This is a genomic window from Stenotrophomonas terrae (assembly GCF_001431465.1).
In the GTDB taxonomy this organism is placed as follows: Bacteria; Pseudomonadota; Gammaproteobacteria; order Xanthomonadales; family Xanthomonadaceae; genus Stenotrophomonas; species Stenotrophomonas terrae.
The window spans coordinates 33,420-50,377 of record NZ_LDJJ01000063.1; the positions used below are offsets into that span (position 1 = coordinate 33,420).

Genomic DNA, 16,958 nt, shown 5'->3' on the forward strand with positions numbered 1-16,958 from the left:
ACTTACAGCTTCTGCAGTTGTGCGCGGGCCTGGGCGGCGCCGCTGCCTTGCGGCTGCAGCTCCAGGTAGGTGCTGTAGGCCTGCTTGGCCCTGGGTTTGTCGCCGGCGTTGAAGTAGGCGTCGCCCAGATTCAGATAGGCCACCGCGCGCGAGGGATCGATCTTCAAGGTGTTCTCCAGCCAACGCGCGGCTTCGGCATAGCGCTGTTGGCGGTAGTAGACGAAACCGAGATTGTTGGCGGCCTGGGCAAAATCGGGGCGCAGCTTCAGCGCCTCGGTGAACTGCACGGCAGCCTCGTCGTAGCGCTTCTCGCGGTAGAGCTGCAGGCCACGGTCGTTTGCCTGCTGCGCGCGCTGACGGTCCGAGGTCGGTACCGCCGCCGGCACCACCAGCGTGCTTTTGCCACCTTGCAGGTCGGCCACGGTCACCGGTGCCTCGGCCTTGCCGGCGGGCTTGGCGTCCTGCGCGGCGGCATCGACGCGACTATTGAGGGCGATGGCATCGGCTGAAAGCTGGTCACTGCCGGCATTGAGGTATTCCTGGCTGTCCGGCACCTGGAACACGAACTCGCCGCCCTGCGAACCAGGCAGGCTGCCGAAGGCCGGGGTTTGCCGCGATACCGCCGACACCGCAGGCGCCACATAGGCGGCCAACTCGGTGCCGGTGATCAGGCCATCGCCATTGAGGTCGCCCTTGCCGGCCAGCGCCTGCAGCAGCACCCAGGTGAACACCGAATGTCCGTTCGGGCCGCTGTCGGCGACCTGCTGGTCGGCGCCACCGGCGGTCAGCATCTGCCGCGCGCTGCGGCGCGCGTTCTCGCGCAGGAACGAAGAAGAACCGCTGCCTCGGGTCAGGCCCAGCCCGCTGTAACAGGCGTCCATCACGAACAGCACGTGCTTGGCCTGCATGCTCTCGGCGATGTTCTGGATATCGGTCATCGCGATCGCATCGGTGGCGAATTCGTTGGGGTCCGAATCCACCGGAATGATGTAGCCAAGATCACGCCCGGAAGCGAGCTGGCGGGTGGCGCCATGGCCGGCGAAGAACACGAACACGCGGTCGTTCTTGCCGGTGCGTTCATCGGCCAAACGGTCGTGGAAGGCGGCCAGGATGTTGTTGCGGGTGGCCTGCTGGTTCTTCAGCACGATCACCTGCGAGGACGGAAAGCCAAACTGGCCGGTCAGCGTATCGGCGATGGACTGCGCATCGCGGCCGGCATACTCCAGCTTCGGCCATTTGGCGTACTCATCGATGCCAATGACAATCGCCCAGGATTTCTCATAGCCGGTGGTTACCGTGGCATCGGCCACCGCGCCCTTGCGCGCACGGCTGACGCTGAAATCGCGGCCATTCCAACCGGCAAACTGGTAGCCATCGGCGATCAGCTTGTCGAGGATCTGCGGCAGCGCCTTCACCGCGCGGTCGTGGATGTCATGGAACAGGATGATGCCGCGCTGTTCCTTCTGTACCTGGTCGACCACGCGCTGCACGATGGATTCGGGCACAGGGTCGGCCCAGTCCATCGAGTCGATGTTCCACATGATGGATTTCAGGCCGGCTTCGTTGAGCAGCTGCAGGCCTTCAGCATTGCGTGCGCCATACGGGAAGCGGAACAGCGGTGCGCGCTTGCTGTCCACACCCTTGAGCAGGGTATCGGTGTCGAGCACCTGCTGGCGCAGCGCATCGCCACTGGTGCGCGAGAGCTGGGCGTGGGTCAGGCTGTGGTTGCCCACCGCATAGCCGTGTTCCATCAGGTTGCGGCTGATGCCGGCCATCGGCCCCAGCTTGACCTTGCCATCGGCTTCAATCGCGCCCAGGTTGCGGCCCACTTCGAAGAACACGCCCGGCACGTCGTAGCGCTGCAGGATGGCGACGATTTCATCGGTATAGGCCTTGTGCGGGCCGTCGTCGAAGGTCAGCACCACGGTCTTGGCCGGCAGGTCGCGGCCGAAGATTTCGCGGTCGCTGTCCTGCATCGACATCGGATAGGGCTCGATCACGCCGAAGTCGCGCAGGATCGCCTCGCGCTTGTACAAGGTGTTGAGGTGGGCGACATAGTCGTCCCACTTCTCGCGCTTGAGTTCGATCGCACGGGTGCGTTCGAAGCGGCTGAAGATGCGGGTCAATTCCTGGTTGTAGTTGCGCTCGATCTCATCCAGCGCCTCCAGGTCTTCGCCGATGCGCTGGTGCAGCTTCACCGCCGGCAGCGAGGAATCCGCACCGACACGCTGATGCAGCTCACGCAGTATTTCGCGGAAGGCCAGGCGGTCGGCGTCGTAGAGTTCGGGCGAGGATTCGATGTAATCCAGCACCGTGCCCAGCGTGGCAAAGCGCTGCGGGTTGGGATCGCGCAACAACGCATCGAACTGCGCGGCGATGGCCTGGCGCTGCTCCAGTCCGTCATGGAACAGCTGCTGGCCGATGCGGCTGGAAGTCTGCCGGTCGGCTGGCGATTGCTGTGCTTCGTCGGCGAGCAATACGACGATGCGGCGGTGCCCGTCCAGTTGTTTCTGCAGTGCGGTCAACAACGGTGCGGCTGCAGGGTTTGCCGCAGCGGCGGCCTGCGCACTGGCTTGGGTCGGCGTCGCGGTGCCGGTTTCGTTCTGCTTGGAACAGCCTGCAACCGTCAGTGCGGCAAGCAACAAGGCAGGCAAGGTCAGGCGACGCGACAACGAACGGGGCATGGCAGGCTCGGGATGAAAGGGTGCAGCAGATCTGGCGATTCTAACGCCACCGGCGAACAAGCCGGTTTGTTGCGCAATGCGGCCAACGTTGTGGGAGCTGTGGGAGCGGCGTCAGCCGCGAAGCACGCACAGCATCGGATTGCACAGGTGCCAAGGATTTCAGCAACGTCAGCTTCGCGGCTGACGCCGCTCCCACAAACAGCCGGTCGGCGTAGTGCGACGTAGCCCGGGTAAGCACAGCGCACCCGGGGCTGTTGGCGCAGAGCAGGAAGATTCGCTGGCTTCCCATTTCCCGGGTGCGCTGCGCTTACCCGGGCTACGTTTGTGGGAGCGGCATCAGCCGCGAAGCCGACGTAGCATCAGATCGCATGGGTTCCCAGGGTTCCAGCAATGTCAGCTTCGCGGCTGATGCCGCTCCCACAAACAGCTGAGCAGCTGAACCGCCGTTCGGCCTGCAGGAGCTTCCCCCACATGCGAAAAGCCCGCCTTGCGGCGGGCTTTTGCTTACTTGGCTTCGATCACCTTGCTCGGCGCATCTTCGCCGTGCTTCTTGATCATCCACCACTGCTGCAGCAGGCTCAGGCCGCCGTTGACCACCCAGTACAGGACCAGGCCGGACGGCATGAAGGCCATCATCACGCCGAACACCAGCGGCATGAACTGCATCATCTTCTGCTGCATCGGGTCCATGCCCACAGCCGGGGTCAGCTTCTGGGTGAACCACATCACCGCGATGTTGATGATCGGCAGGATGAAGTACGGGTCACGTGCGGTCAGATCCTGGATCCAGCCCAGCCACGGCGCCTGACGCAGTTCCACCGACTCCACCAGCACCCAGTACAGGGCGAAGAAGATCGGCATCTGGATCAGCAGCGGCAGGCAGCCACCCAGCGGATTGATCTTCTCCTTCTTGTACAGCTCCATCATTGCCGTCTGGAACTTCTGCTTGTCGTCGCCGTAGCGTTCCTTCAGCTGCGCGATGCGCGGCTGGAACTTGCGCATCTTGGCCTGCGACTTGAACTGCGCATTGGCCAGCGGGAACAGCGCCATCTTCAGCAGGATCACCAGACCGATGATGGCCCAGCCCCAGTTGCCGACCAGCTTGTGCACCTGGTTCATCACCCAGAACAAGCCCTGGCCGATGATGGCCATGATCGAGAAGCGGCTGTAATCGACCACGCGGTCCAGGCCCTTCACGTCTTCCTTGGCGATCTGGTTGACCAGCTTCGGGCCCACCCACAGGCGCGCCTCGGTGCTGACCTTCTGGCCCGGGGCCACGGTGAAGCCCGGGCCGCGCGCTTCGATCACGTTGCGCGGGCCGTTCTGCGATAGCAGGTACAGCGAGGACTGATCAGCCTGCGGAATCCAGGCGGTGAAGAAATGGTGCTGCAGCATCGCCACCCAGCCACCACTGATGGTCTGGTTGATCGGGCCGTCTTCCAGGTAATCCTTGAACGCACGACGCTGGTAGCCATCGGCCGGGCTGAACCAGGTGGCGCCATTGAAGCTGAAGGAATCCGGGTTGGTCATGCCCTTGGTGATCACCGGCGGCACGCGGTCGAGCTTGCGGAACACATAGCCCTGCCACGGCGCGGTGCCGGTATTGACCACTTCGTCCTTCACGCTGACGGCGTAATCGCCGCGCTTGAAGGTATAGGTGCGGTGGATGCTGACGCCGTTCGGGCCGTTCCAGACGAACGGCACCTGCACTTCATCCTGGCCTTCCGCCAGGGCAACGGCGGTGACACCGGCGGCCGGCTGGAAACCATTGGCGCCGGGGACCGGCGAGTTGTTCTGGCTGGCCCAACCGGCGGTGGCGCTGTACGGGTGCGCCTTGTCTTCGGTGAGCAGCTGCACCGGCGGGCTGCCGGCGGCCTTGGTCTGCGGGAACTGCAGCAGATCGGCGTCGAGCACGCTGCGGCCGTCCAGCACCAGCTTCAATACGTCGGTGGTGACGGTGACGCGCTGTGCGCTGGTCGCCGCTTCCATGCCTGGTGCGGCAGCGGCAACTGGCGGCTGGCCCGGCACAGTGGCCTGCGGCACTTCAGCGGTGCCCGGAGCGGCCAGATCGGCGTCATTGGCGCCGGGTACGGCTTGCTGGGTGGTGGCTACGGTCGCCGGATCCGGTGCGGCCTTTTCGCGACCCCATTCCATCCACAGCAGCACGGCTACCATCAGCCAGGCAAAAATCAGGAATACACGGGTCTGGTTCATCAGCAGGCAGGCTCGGCTCGACCGGAGGAGGTGTCCGGTACGTTCAAAGGAAGAGGGGCATCAACGCCCTCGCGCGGCGGCATTGTGCCGCCCGCAGCCACAGGGGGCAATGCGCCGGCACGGCGCAGCAGGCGCTCGAACGCCTCACGGATCTGTTGATTGCTGGCGGTCTTGGCCGCCGAGCGGGCAACGATGACGTAATCGCCACCGCTCAGGCACGACCGTAGGTGGCGTGTTGCATCCCGCAACACACGCTTGATACGGTTACGACCGACCGCACGCGTATCCACTTTGCGTGACACAGCCAGACCTAGTCGAGCGGGGCTATCCCCTTTCAACCAGTGGAGTGTCATCAAAGGATCGGATACACGGCGGGCGCCGTTGAAGACCGTTGTATATTCGGCACGCGTACGAACCCGCGCAGAGCGAGGAAATCGCTTGCGCGGGCAGGTACTGATCACGATCGGTGTTGCGATTGCCGCTTCACGCGGCAACGCAATCAAGCGCTGAGGACTTTGCGGCCCTTGGCGCGGCGACGCGACAGGATCTTGCGGCCGTCGGCGGTCTTCATACGAGCACGGAAACCGTGATCGCGCTTGCGCTTGAGGTTGCTGGGCTGGAACGTGCGCTTGGTGGCCATTGGGGCACCTGTATGAAGTGGACGGAAAGAACCGGAAATTCTATAGACCCTAACGGGGCCTCGTCAAGTCTTGGCTGACAAAGCTATCCACAGGCCGGTGTACATCTTGTGGATGAGCCTGTGAATAAATCCGGGACAAGCATTCCCGCATCGGGCCTGCGGTGGTAGTCTGGGCCATCCACTTTCCCCCTTCCGGCCTGTGGCCCGGCGGCTTTCTGCGCCCGGCTGACAAGCCTTTGACGACTATTGCTGATGGATGCCTGGACACGTTGTCTCGAACGTCTGGAGGCGGAATTCCCGCCCGAAGATGTCCACACCTGGTTGAAGCCACTACAGGCTGACCAACGCGCTGACAGCCTTGTGCTGTACGCGCCAAATGCGTTTATTGTCGACCAAGTGCGCGAACGTTACCTGCCGCGCATCGGCGAACTATTGACCCACTTTGCCGGTTTCGGTGAGGTGATCCTGGAAATCGGCTCGCGTCCGCGGGCGCCGGAACCGGCTCCGCTGCTCGCCCCGACGGCCAGTTTTGTGCCGGCCGCGCCGGTGGTGCCGTTCAACGGCAACCTCGACGCGCACTACACCTTCACCAATTTCGTCGAAGGCCGCAGCAATCAGCTGGGCCTGGCGGCCGCATTCCAGGCCGCGCAGAAACCGGGCGATCGTGCGCACAACCCGCTGCTGCTGTACGGCGGCACCGGTCTGGGTAAAACCCACCTGATGCTGGCCGCCGGCAATGCCATGCGCCAGGCCAATCCAGCGGCAAAGGTGCTGTATCTGCGTTCGGAACAGTTCTTCAGCGCGATGATCCGTGCGCTGCAGGAAAAGTCCATGGACCAGTTCAAGCGCCAGTTCCAGCAGGTCGATGCGCTGCTGATCGACGACATCCAGTTCTTCGCCGGCAAGGACCGCACCCAGGAAGAGTTTTTCCACACCTTCAACGCCTTGTTCGACGGCAAGCAGCAGATCATCCTGACCTGCGACCGCTACCCGCGCGAAGTGGAAGGTCTGGAAGCACGCCTGAAGTCGCGTCTGGCCTGGGGTTTGTCGGTGGCCATCGAGCCGCCGGATTTTGAAACCCGTGCCGCCATCGTGCTGGCCAAGGCCCGCGAACGCGGCGCCGACATCCCGGACGACGTGGCGTTCCTGATCGCCAAGAAGATGCGCTCCAACGTGCGTGATCTGGAAGGTGCACTCAATACGCTGACCGCCCGCGCCAATTTCACCGGCCGCGCGATCACCACCGAGTTTGCCCAGGAAACCCTGCGCGATCTGCTGCGTGCCCAGCAGCAGGCGATCAGCATTCCCAACATCCAGAAAACGGTTGCCGACTATTACGGGCTGCAGATCAAGGATCTGTTGTCCAAGCGCCGCACCCGTTCGCTGGCCCGTCCCCGCCAGGTGGCGATGGCGCTGACCAAAGAGCTGACCGAACACAGCCTGCCGGAAATCGGCGATGCGTTTGCCGGCCGCGACCACACCACGGTGCTGCACGCCTGCCGCCAGATCCGGACCCTGATGGAAACCGACGGCAAGTTGCGCGAGGACTGGGAAAAGCTCATCCGCAAGCTCAGCGAGTAAGCGCAGCAACATCACCTCAGGAGGCTCTCGTCGGCAATTTGGGCGGGAAATCCATCGGGAAATCGGCGGGGTGGTGAGAAGTTGAGCGAATCATGCACCGACGCCACAGCGGCGTCATCGCACAAAACGGTGCATGATTCGGGGGCAGGCGTTGGAGAAGTTGTGGATAAAATTGACTTGCAAAAGCACGGCAAATTTATCCACAGCTTCACCCACCAGCTCAGTGCCAGTAATACACGGGTTTCAACGCAAATAAACCCATATAAAACAAACACTTGGGTGTGTTTTAAACCAAATCTGGCTCTACCAGCACCACCAAGCTTTTGATTTAATCCACATCTTTTAAAAGCATAGGGGCACGAAACCACATGCGTTTCACACTGCAGCGCGAAGCCTTTCTCAAGCCGTTGGCCCAGGTCGTCAACGTGGTTGAACGCCGCCAGACTCTGCCGGTTCTGGCTAATTTCCTCGTCCAGGTTCAAGGCGGCCAGCTTTCGCTGACCGGTACCGACCTCGAAGTGGAAATGGTCTCCCGCATCGCGGTCGAAGATGCCCAGGACGGCGAAACCACGATTCCGGCGCGTAAATTGTTCGAAATCATCCGTGCCCTGCCTGATGGCAGCCGCATCACGGTTTCGCAGACCGGTGACAAGATCACCGTCCAGGCTGGCCGCAGCCGTTTCACCCTGGCCACCCTGCCCGCCAACGACTTCCCGTCGGTGGACGAAGTTGAAGCCACCGAGCGCGTCGTCGTGCCGGAAGCGGCGTTGAAGGAACTGATCGAACGCACTGCTTTCGCCATGGCGCAGCAGGATGTTCGCTACTACCTCAACGGTCTGCTGTTCGACCTGCGCGACAGCATCCTGCGTTGCGTGGCCACCGACGGCCACCGCCTGGCACTGTGCGAAACCGCACTGGAAAACGATAACGGCGCAAAGCGTCAGATCATCGTGCCGCGCAAGGGCGTTACCGAACTGCAGCGTCTGCTGGAAGGCGGCGAGCGTGAGGTTGAGCTGGAAGTTGGCCGCAGCCACGTGCGCATGAAGCGCGACGATGTCACCTTCACCTCGAAGCTGATCGACGGCCGTTTCCCGGATTACGAAGCGGTGATCCCGATCGGTGCCGACCGCGAAGTGAAGGTCGAGCGTGAAACCCTGCGTGCCTCGCTGCAGCGTGCGGCCATTCTCTCCAACGAGAAGTACCGCGGCGTTCGCGTCGAAGTCACCCCGGGCCAGCTGAAAATCAGCGCGCACAACCCGGAGCAGGAAGAGGCACAGGAAGAAATCGAAGCCGATACCGTGGTCAGCGACCTAGCCATCGGCTTCAACGTGAACTACCTGCTCGACGCCCTGTCGGCGCTGCGCGATGAGCACGTTGTCATCCAGCTGCGCGATTCCAACTCCTCGGCACTGGTGCGTGAAGCCAGCAGCGAGAAGTCGCGCCACGTGGTGATGCCGCTGCGTCTCTGACCTGCAGGTTCCACGTGGAACACGAAGAAGCCCGGCTTGATGCCGGGCTTTTTTTTGCCTGAATTCCGGGATCCAACCCAGGTTCCACGTGGAACAGCGCGATCTCAATCGCTGATTCGCTGGATTCTGGATGTTTTCCGCGGCCTGGGCTGCTGGAAATTCGCCGAGCAATGCCGGACCCGGCCGATTCCCCTTCTCCAGCCGAACCGGCGAATTGAGGGGAGATCCTCAGTGCGGGGCATTGATCTGGACAGCACATCTGCCGATTGCCGGAGCAAGTTGGCTTTTACGATTCAGCGCTCTACGCGTAGGCGGTGACACTCCCGCTACGTTCTGGCTTGGCTGAGCCAAAGACTCCAGGACTGGCCAGCGGCTTCGATGCCTGGATCCAAGTCCCCTACCCCATTGCTGTCGCAGTAGATCGGCAAGATCTACCGATGACTGCACGCAGTTCCTGCAGTGTGGCTATCCGCGCGGTAGCAGCCGCTTGGATTCACTGAAGCTTTCCCGATGTGCCCAACTGCCGCTAGGCCAACGTCTGGGCAAGGGACCTTTCCGAGCTTTCCATGCGCCCCTGATTTCTTGAAATCCGCGCGCACTTCCCGGCGAGAGGTAATCAGATTTCAAGAAATCTGCCGCTGTTCCACGTGCCGGTATCCAGGGCAGCGAGGCAGGCAGACGGAGCGGTTTTGCTCAGCTGCGAATTTCGTGAAATCTGAAACCCGCAGCAGTATCTCCGCCCGCAGATTTCAAGAAATCACAGGGCTTGGTTTTGGCCCTTTCTGGCTACCGGTTTTCTCAGCTCTATGCTTTAAATCTGAGAATAAATCAAAAGCTTGGTGGTGATGGTAGGAGCAGATTTTATGTAAAACTACCTTAAGTGACTGTTTTACATGGCCTTATTAGCCTTGAAACCCCCTGTAGAACTGGCCTTCAAGCCTGTGGATATCTGTGGATAAGAGCGAAGGGAGCTTCAAGGGGTCATCTTATCCACAGATTGCCCCACTTATACACAGGGTTTGTACCCCGTTCTATACATCCGGCAGAAAGACGGCGGATTTCGTGAAATCTGCAGCAGCTCCGCCCACATCACCTCTCAGATTTGAAGAAATGCGGGGATGTTCCACGTGGCACCTGTTTAGCCCGGCAGCGGACAGTCGATGGAACAGCTCAAACTGGGCGGATGCTTTAAGCTGCGCATGGCCAGCCACGGACTGCGTGGCGGCGTCATGCTTTCTTTCGAGCGTCAATGCATATCGTCCGTGTTGCCTTGAACCGTGTACGGCGGTTCGATTCGGTGGAGTTGGCTCCCCGCCCCGGCATCAACCTCATTACCGGCGCCAATGGCGCTGGCAAGACCAGCGTGCTCGAAGCCCTGCACTTGATGGCGTATGGGCGCAGCTTCCGTGGCCGCGTGCGCGATGGCCTGGTGCAGAAAGGTGCGGAGAATCTGGACGTTTTTGTCGAATGGCAGGAGCGAACCGGCGCAGAACAAGGCGTTTCAACGCGCCGCGCAGGTCTGCGCCATAGCGGACAGGCCTGGAAAGGCCGTCTGGATGGCGAAGATGTGCTGCAACTGGGCAATCTCTGCGCCGCGCTGGCGGTGGTGACCTTTGAACCGGGCAGCCATGCGCTGGTCAGCGGCGGTAGTGAACCGCGCCGGCGCTTCATCGATTGGGGATTGTTCCACGTGGAACCTGACTTCCTCCCCCTGTGGCGGCGCTATACCCGTGCCCTCAAACAGCGCAACGCCTTGTTGAAGATGGGCGCCCCCGGCAAGCAGCTCGATGCCTGGGATTGGGAGCTGGCCGAAGCAGGTACCCCGCTGACCTCCAGGCGCCAGCACTATCTGGAACGCCTGCAGGATAGAGCCGTGGCGATTGGCGCCGATCTGGCACCCGGCCTGCAATTGAACAGTTTGGAACTGCAACCGGGTTGGCGTCGGCACGAAATGTCGTTGGGCGATGCCCTGTTGCTGGCGCGCGAACGCGACCGCAGCGCCGGCTATACCTCGGTAGGCCCACACCGCGCCGATTGGAGCGTAGGTTTCACGCAGATTCCGGGGCGAGACGCCTTGTCGCGTGGCCAGGCCAAGCTTACGGCGCTGGCCTGCCTGCTTGGCCAGGCCGACGACTATGCAACACAGCGCGGCGAATGGCCGGTCATCGCCCTGGATGATCTGGGTTCGGAGCTGGATCGCAACCACCAACAGCGCGTACTGGAGTATCTTGCAGGCACACCTGCGCAGATCTTCATTACCGCCACCGAAACACCGGCCGCACTTGCAGCCGATCTGCGTCCAGCCGCTGTGTTCCACGTGGAACATGGCGCTATCAATGCCGCGAACTGAGCCTTCAGGGCGGAAATCCCCCCGGCAGGTATAATCGGAACGTCATCCCCTATCTCTCATGCCTGTTCCACGGAACGGCGCATGACCTGCGGAGCCTACGGCAAGCGCAATGAGCGAAGAACAGAACACCCCGGTCAACAACGGCAATTACGACGCCAACAGCATCACCGCATTGGAAGGCTTGGAGGCTGTACGCAAGCGTCCCGGTATGTACATCGGCGACGTCCATGACGGCACTGGCCTGCACCACATGGTGTTCGAGGTTGTCGATAACTCCATCGACGAAGCACTCGCCGGTCATGCCGACAATGTGTTGGTCACCATCCATGCCGACGGTTCGGTGTCGGTGGCCGATAACGGCCGCGGCATCCCGGTGGGCAAGCACGCGCAGATGAGCCAGAAGCTCGACCGCGAAGTCTCCGCCGCTGAAGTGGTGATGACGGTCCTGCATGCCGGTGGCAAGTTCGACGACAACAGCTACAAGGTTTCCGGTGGCCTGCACGGCGTCGGCGTCAGCGTGGTCAATGCGCTGTCGCAGAAGCTGATGCTGGATATCTATCAGGGTGGTTTCCACTACCAGCAGGAATACGCTGACGGTGCAGCGGTAACTCCGCTGAAGCAGCTGGAAGCCAGCGACCGCCGCGGTACCGTGCTGCGCTTCTGGCCATCGGTGAAGGCATTCCACGGCAACGTCGAGTTCCATTACGAAATCCTGGCCCGCCGTCTGCGCGAGCTGTCGTTCCTGAACTCCGGCGTCAACATCACTCTGGTGGACGAGCGCGGCGAAGGCCGTCGCGACGACTACCACTACGAAGGCGGCATCAAGAGCTTCGTCGAGCATCTGGCGCAGGTGAAGACCCCGCTGCATCCGAACGTGATCGCGGTGACCGGCGAAGCCAATGGCATCGTGGTCGAAGTTGCGCTGCAGTGGACCGATTCCTACCAGGAAACGATGTACTGCTTCACCAACAACATTCCGCAGAAGGACGGCGGTACCCACCTTGCCGGCTTCCGTGCCGCGTTGACCCGTACGCTCAACAACTACATCGAGCAGAGCGGTATCGCCAAGCAGGCCAAGATCAGCTTCACCGGCGACGACATGCGTGAAGGCATGATCGCGGTGCTGTCGGTTAAGGTGCCGGACCCGAGCTTCTCCAGCCAGACCAAGGAAAAGCTGGTCAGCTCCGACGTCAAGCCGGCGGTGGAAAGCACCTTCGGTGCCAAGCTGGAAGAATTCCTGCAGGAAAACCCGAACGAAGCCAAGGCCATTGCCGGCAAGATCGTCGATGCTGCCCGTGCCCGCGAAGCCGCGCGCAAGGCCCGCGATCTGACCCGCCGCAAGGGCGCGCTGGATATCGCCGGCCTGCCCGGCAAGCTCGCCGACTGCCAGGAAAAAGATCCGGCGTTGTCCGAACTGTTCATCGTCGAGGGTGACTCGGCAGGTGGCTCGGCCAAGCAGGGCCGCAACCGCAAGAACCAGGCGGTGCTGCCGCTGCGCGGCAAGATCCTCAACGTGGAACGTGCCCGCTTCGACCGCATGTTGGCCTCCGATCAGGTCGGTACGCTGATCACCGCGCTGGGCACTGGCATCGGCCGCGACGAGTACAACCCGGACAAGCTGCGTTACCACAAGATCATCATCATGACCGACGCCGACGTCGACGGCGCGCACATCCGTACGCTGCTGTTGACGTTCTTCTACCGGCAGATGCCGGAACTGATCGAGCGTGGTTTTGTGTATATCGGCCTGCCGCCGCTGTACAAGATCAAGCAGGGCAAGACCGAGTTGTACCTGAAGGACGACCCGGCGCTGGATGCTTACCTTGCCAACAACGCCGTCGAAAACGCGGCGCTGATTCCGGCCACCGGCGAACCGCCGATCGAAGGCGTGGCGCTGGAAAAGCTGCTGATGACCTACGCCGCCGCGCAGGAAACCATCAACCGCAACGCGCACCGCTACGATCGCAGCCTGCTCGAGGCACTGGTGGATTTCACCCCGATGGACCTGGAGCATCTGCGCACTGCAGGCCCGGGCGAAGGCCTGGACGCCTTGGCCACGCGTTTGAACCAGGGCAGCCTGGGTACGCCGCGTTACAGCCTGGTCCTGCAGGAACCGAACGAACAGCGCCCGGCCGCGGTGCTGGTCACCCGCCGTCACATGGGTGAGGAACATACCCAGGTGCTGCCGTTGGCTGCCTTTGAATCCGGCGAACTGCGCCAGTTGCACGTGGCCTCGCAGCTGCTGCACGGCCTGGTGCGCGAAGGTGCCACCATCAACCGTGGCAACAAGTCCTCGGAGATCACCGGCTTCGCCCAGGCCCAGGCCTGGTTGATGGAAGAGGCCAAGAAGGGACGCATGATCCAGCGCTTCAAGGGCCTGGGTGAAATGAACCCCGAGCAGCTCTGGGATACCACGGTCAATCCGGATACCCGGCGCCTGCTGCAGGTCCGTATCGAAGATGCCGTGGAAGCCGATCAGATCTTCAGCACCTTGATGGGCGATGTGGTGGAACCGCGTCGCGACTTCATCGAGAGCAATGCGCTGAAGGTCATGAACCTGGATATCTGATCCAGCGCAGCCGCTAGCGTGGGCGCCGACACCGGCGCCCACTTCCTATCCGTGCCACTCCCAGGTCCGCGATGTCCAGCCTCCCCGACGTGCCGCTTTCTTCACCCTCCTCGCCACCGTCGTCGTCAGGATCGCCGCTATTGGGCTTCGGCCTGGATCTGCTTATTGGCATCGCTGTATTGCTGCTTTTGAGTGCATTGGGTGCTGTGGCATGGGGCCTGTGGCGCGCGGTTGAAACGGCCGCCGCCGGTGGTGCCGCACCCGCAGCGGCCGGAATGGCCAGCGCGCTGGGCGCGCCTGGCGCATTGGCGCAGATGTTGATTGCGCTGTTTTCCACCGGTGGTGCGGCGCTGCTGCTGTATTTCCTGCGCCGTCGTGCCAGCGCGGCAGAACGTGCAGATTCGCGGCAGGCATTACGCCGCGCTTCCACCTGGGGTTGGATCGCGTTGGTCGCTGCCGGCGTGTTTCTCGGCAGCAGCTTTATTGGCTGGGCGGCCAAGCAGATGGGCGTGGAGCCGGTGCCTACCAACCTGCTGTTGATGCAGCAGGCATGGGCGCAATACCCGGTGTTTCTGGTGGCTTTCGCCGTGCTGCTGGCCCCTGCCTACGAAGAACTGCTGTTCCGCCGTGTGCTGTTCGGGCGCCTGTGGTCGGCTGGCCGCCCGCTGCTGGGCATCGTGCTCAGCAGCCTGGCATTTGCGCTGGTGCACGAAATCCCCGGCATCAGCCCCAACAGCTTCCCGGCAATGCTGCAGCTGTGGCTGATCTACGGCGGCATGGGCGCAGCTTTCGCCTGGGTTTACCGCAAGACCGGCACGTTATGGGCGGCGGTGATAGCGCATGCTGTGAACAATGCGGTTGCGTTGGCGGCCATGGTCCTGTTCGGCACGCAATAAATCGGCAGCGGTTGACGAAAAATTAAGCAAGACGCTCGCACACTGCAGATGTGAACCTGGGGGACCCGGATGAAAGCTGTCGGACTAGCCGTTGTCGCCGCGCTGTTGCTCAGCGCTTGTGCCACCACCACCTCCCCTACCGGGCGGCGTCAGGTCATAGGTGGCATTTCCCAGCAACAGCTGGATCAGCTCGGTGCGCAGGCCTTTGCTGAAACCAAGGCCAAGCAGACCCTCAACCGCGATGCCAAGCAGAACGCCTACGTGCAATGCGTGGTCAACGCGCTGGTGGCGCAGCTGCCGCCTCAATACCATGGCGTACGGTGGGAAACGGCCGTTTTCGTCGAGAAGGAACCCAATGCCTTCGCCCTGCCCGGTGGCAAGGTCGGGGTGAATACCGGCATCTTCAGCGTGGCCAAGAACCAGGACCAGCTGGCGGCGGTGATCGGCCATGAAATCGGCCATGTGATCTCGCGCCACCACGAAGAGCGCCTGACCCGCCAGCAGAGCACCCAGCTGGGCCTGGGCATTCTTGGCGCGCTGGCCGGCGCAGCCTACGGCGATACAGCCGCCAGCGCGGTCAATCAGTTCGGTGGAATGGGCGCACAGGGCCTGATCCTGTTGCCCGGCTCACGCACTCAGGAAAGTGAGGCTGACGTGGTGGGGCAACGTCTGATGGCACAGGCCGGCTTTGACCCCTCACAAGCGGTGAACCTATGGCAGAACATGATGGCGGCCAGTGGAAACCGTTCTCCCCAGTGGCTTTCCACCCATCCCGACCCTGCCAACCGTATCCGTGAATTGCAGCGCGACACCCCGGCGTTGGAGCCTGTCTATCAGCAGGCGCGGCGCTCTGGTGTAGTCCCTCGCTGTGGTTAGTTGTAGGGAAATGCTGCAGTACACCATCAGAAGTGATTTCTCCGTCAAATAATTTCTGATACGTTTGTGTGCTCGGTTTCGTTCCGACAGTTTGAATTTCTACCGCCACGGCGGCTCCTTCGAGGTGAAACATGATCTTCCGCAGCCAAAAGCACGCCGTGCTCTCCATCCTCATCGCCACTGCACTGGGCGGTGTTGTCGTCGCTGACGCTGCGGCGCAGTCGCGCTCGTCCGAGCGTCGTGGCAACAAGGAAAGCGCCAAGGCTGAAGTGCTGTACCCGGAAGCGACCCGCGTCGATCCGAAGGGCAAGGCCTCCTCGAAGATGGGCAGCAAGCTCAACAAGCTGTTTGCTGCCTACAACAAGCAGGAATACGCGGAAACCCGCACCCTGGCCGATGAAATCATCGCTTCGCCCGATGCCAACGATTACGACAAGGCCGTGGCCAACCAGCTGGCTTCGCAGGGTGCCTACAACCTGGACGACAACGCCGCCGCCAAGCAGTACCTGCAGCAGGCCATCGCGCTGAACCAGCTGGACAACAACGGCCACTTCCAGGCGATGTTGATGCTGGCCCAGCTGCAGCTGCAGGACGAGCAGTACCCGGAAGGCCTGGCCAACCTGGACAAGTACTTCGCCGAGTCCAAGTCGAACAAGCCCGAAGAACTGATCATCAAGGGCCAGGCGCTGTACCAGACTGAAAAGTACGCCGAGGCGATCCCGGTGCTGAAGGCGGCCATCGCTGCCTCGCCCGAGCCGAAGGACAACTGGAACCAGCTGTTGATGGCCTCCTACGCCGAAGCCGGCCAGACCGGTGAAGCGGTCAAGGAAGCAGAAGCGCTGGCGGCCAAGAACCCGGCCGACAAGAAGGCCCAGCTCAACCTGGCCAGCATGTACATGCAGGCCGACCAGATGGACAAGGCTGCCGCAGTGATGGACAAGCTGCGCGCGGCTGGACAGCTCACCGAAGAGCGCGAATACAAGCAGCTGTATTCGATCTACGCCAACACCGACAACAAGGAACGGGACGTCATTGCGGTGATCAACGAGGGCATGTCGAAGGGCATCCTCAAGCCGGACTACCAGACTTACCTGGCGTTGGCCCAGTCGTACTACTACACCGAGCAGGTGCCGCAGGCGATTGAAGCCTGGCGGAGCGCGGCGCCGCTGTCCAAGGACGGTGAAACGTACCTGAATCTGGCCCGGGTTTTGCATGCGGAAGGTCGTATTCCCGAAGCAAAGCAGGCCGCGCGTGACGCACTGGCAAAGGGCATCAAAAACCCTGCCGATGCAAACAAAATCATCAACCTGAAGTAAGCAGGAATAACGCCTGAACGGCTGCATTTTTGATGCGCAGCTGGTCAGGATTGGTATAAGCTTGGAGGTTCCTGCGGTGTCATGCACCGCTGAATCAGGGGCGGTTCCACACCACCGCCCCGACCCCACTAAAGAGTTCTTGGCGCATGACGGAACAACTGGTCTTCCACCACAGGTATGACACCCAGAAAGAAACGGGCCTGAGCTGGCCTCGGATCGCGGGTATCGCATTTGTAATCGCACTGCATCTTGCAGCCCTGATGATGCTTCTGATCCCGGCTGTTGCCCCCAAGGCAGCTGCTGAAAAGGAACGCAACGTCATGGTGACGCTGGTCGACGCACCGCCGCCGCCACCGCCGCCGC

11 protein-coding genes and 1 pseudogene are annotated in these 16,958 nt (G+C 61.9%); 8 read left to right on the plus strand and 4 right to left on the minus strand.

The window, feature by feature from the left end; all coding sequences use genetic code 11:
* Positions 1 to 2: 2 nt before the first annotated feature.
* The 4 genes from ABB27_RS16490 to rpmH all read right to left on the minus strand — a co-directional run bounded on the left by ABB27_RS16490 (position 3) and on the right by rpmH (position 5,538).
* Complete coding sequence (locus tag ABB27_RS16490; protein ID WP_057629938.1) at positions 3 to 2,684, minus strand: polysaccharide deacetylase family protein; 2,682 nt, start codon at positions 2,682 to 2,684, stop codon at positions 3 to 5.
* A 504-nt stretch (positions 2,685 to 3,188) separates the two neighbouring features.
* Complete coding sequence (gene yidC, locus ABB27_RS16495) at positions 3,189 to 4,898, minus strand: membrane protein insertase YidC (protein ID WP_057629940.1); 1,710 nt, start codon at positions 4,896 to 4,898, stop codon at positions 3,189 to 3,191.
* Positions 4,898 to 5,392: a ribonuclease P protein component gene (rnpA, locus tag ABB27_RS16500; protein WP_152984642.1), complete on the minus strand. Its 495-nt coding sequence runs from the start codon at positions 5,390 to 5,392 to the stop codon at positions 4,898 to 4,900. The genes yidC and rnpA overlap by 1 nt, the downstream gene beginning before the upstream one ends.
* Before the next feature lie 5 nt (positions 5,393 to 5,397).
* Positions 5,398 to 5,538 (minus strand): 50S ribosomal protein L34, encoded by a 141-nt coding sequence (rpmH, locus tag ABB27_RS16505; protein WP_006404565.1) that lies wholly within the window; start codon positions 5,536 to 5,538, stop codon positions 5,398 to 5,400.
* A 252-nt stretch (positions 5,539 to 5,790) separates the two neighbouring features.
* Here rpmH and dnaA point away from each other — a divergent pair, with 252 nt between their 5' ends.
* From dnaA to ABB27_RS19450, 8 genes and pseudogenes are all read left to right on the plus strand, one after another.
* Complete coding sequence (dnaA, locus tag ABB27_RS16510; protein ID WP_057629942.1) at positions 5,791 to 7,119, plus strand: chromosomal replication initiator protein DnaA; 1,329 nt, start codon at positions 5,791 to 5,793, stop codon at positions 7,117 to 7,119.
* A 368-nt stretch (positions 7,120 to 7,487) separates the two neighbouring features.
* A complete protein-coding gene (gene dnaN, locus ABB27_RS16515) occupies positions 7,488 to 8,588 on the plus strand; it encodes a DNA polymerase III subunit beta (protein ID WP_057629944.1) in 1,101 nt (366 codons plus the stop codon).
* A gap of 1,249 nt (positions 8,589 to 9,837) precedes the next feature.
* The gene (recF, locus tag ABB27_RS16520; protein WP_057629946.1) at positions 9,838 to 10,938 is read left to right on the plus strand and encodes a DNA replication/repair protein RecF; all 1,101 of its coding nucleotides are present in this window, start codon (positions 9,838 to 9,840) and stop codon (positions 10,936 to 10,938) included.
* A gap of 109 nt (positions 10,939 to 11,047) precedes the next feature.
* Positions 11,048 to 13,507, plus strand: coding sequence for a DNA topoisomerase (ATP-hydrolyzing) subunit B (gene gyrB, locus ABB27_RS16525; protein WP_057629948.1), 2,460 nt, complete (start codon positions 11,048 to 11,050; stop codon positions 13,505 to 13,507).
* A 71-nt stretch (positions 13,508 to 13,578) separates the two neighbouring features.
* Complete coding sequence (locus ABB27_RS16530) at positions 13,579 to 14,403, plus strand: CPBP family intramembrane glutamic endopeptidase (RefSeq protein ID WP_057629950.1); 825 nt, start codon at positions 13,579 to 13,581, stop codon at positions 14,401 to 14,403.
* Positions 14,404 to 14,472: 69 nt separating this feature from the next.
* Entirely contained in the window at positions 14,473 to 15,279 is an 807-nt protein-coding gene (locus ABB27_RS16535) for a M48 family metallopeptidase (RefSeq protein WP_057629953.1), read from the plus strand.
* Positions 15,280 to 15,410: 131 nt separating this feature from the next.
* Positions 15,411 to 16,595 (plus strand): heme biosynthesis protein HemY, encoded by a 1,185-nt coding sequence (locus ABB27_RS16540; RefSeq protein ID WP_057629955.1) that lies wholly within the window; start codon positions 15,411 to 15,413, stop codon positions 16,593 to 16,595.
* Between the two features lie 146 nt (positions 16,596 to 16,741).
* A pseudogene (locus ABB27_RS19450) lies at positions 16,742 to 16,958 on the plus strand (energy transducer TonB); the annotation flags it as partial.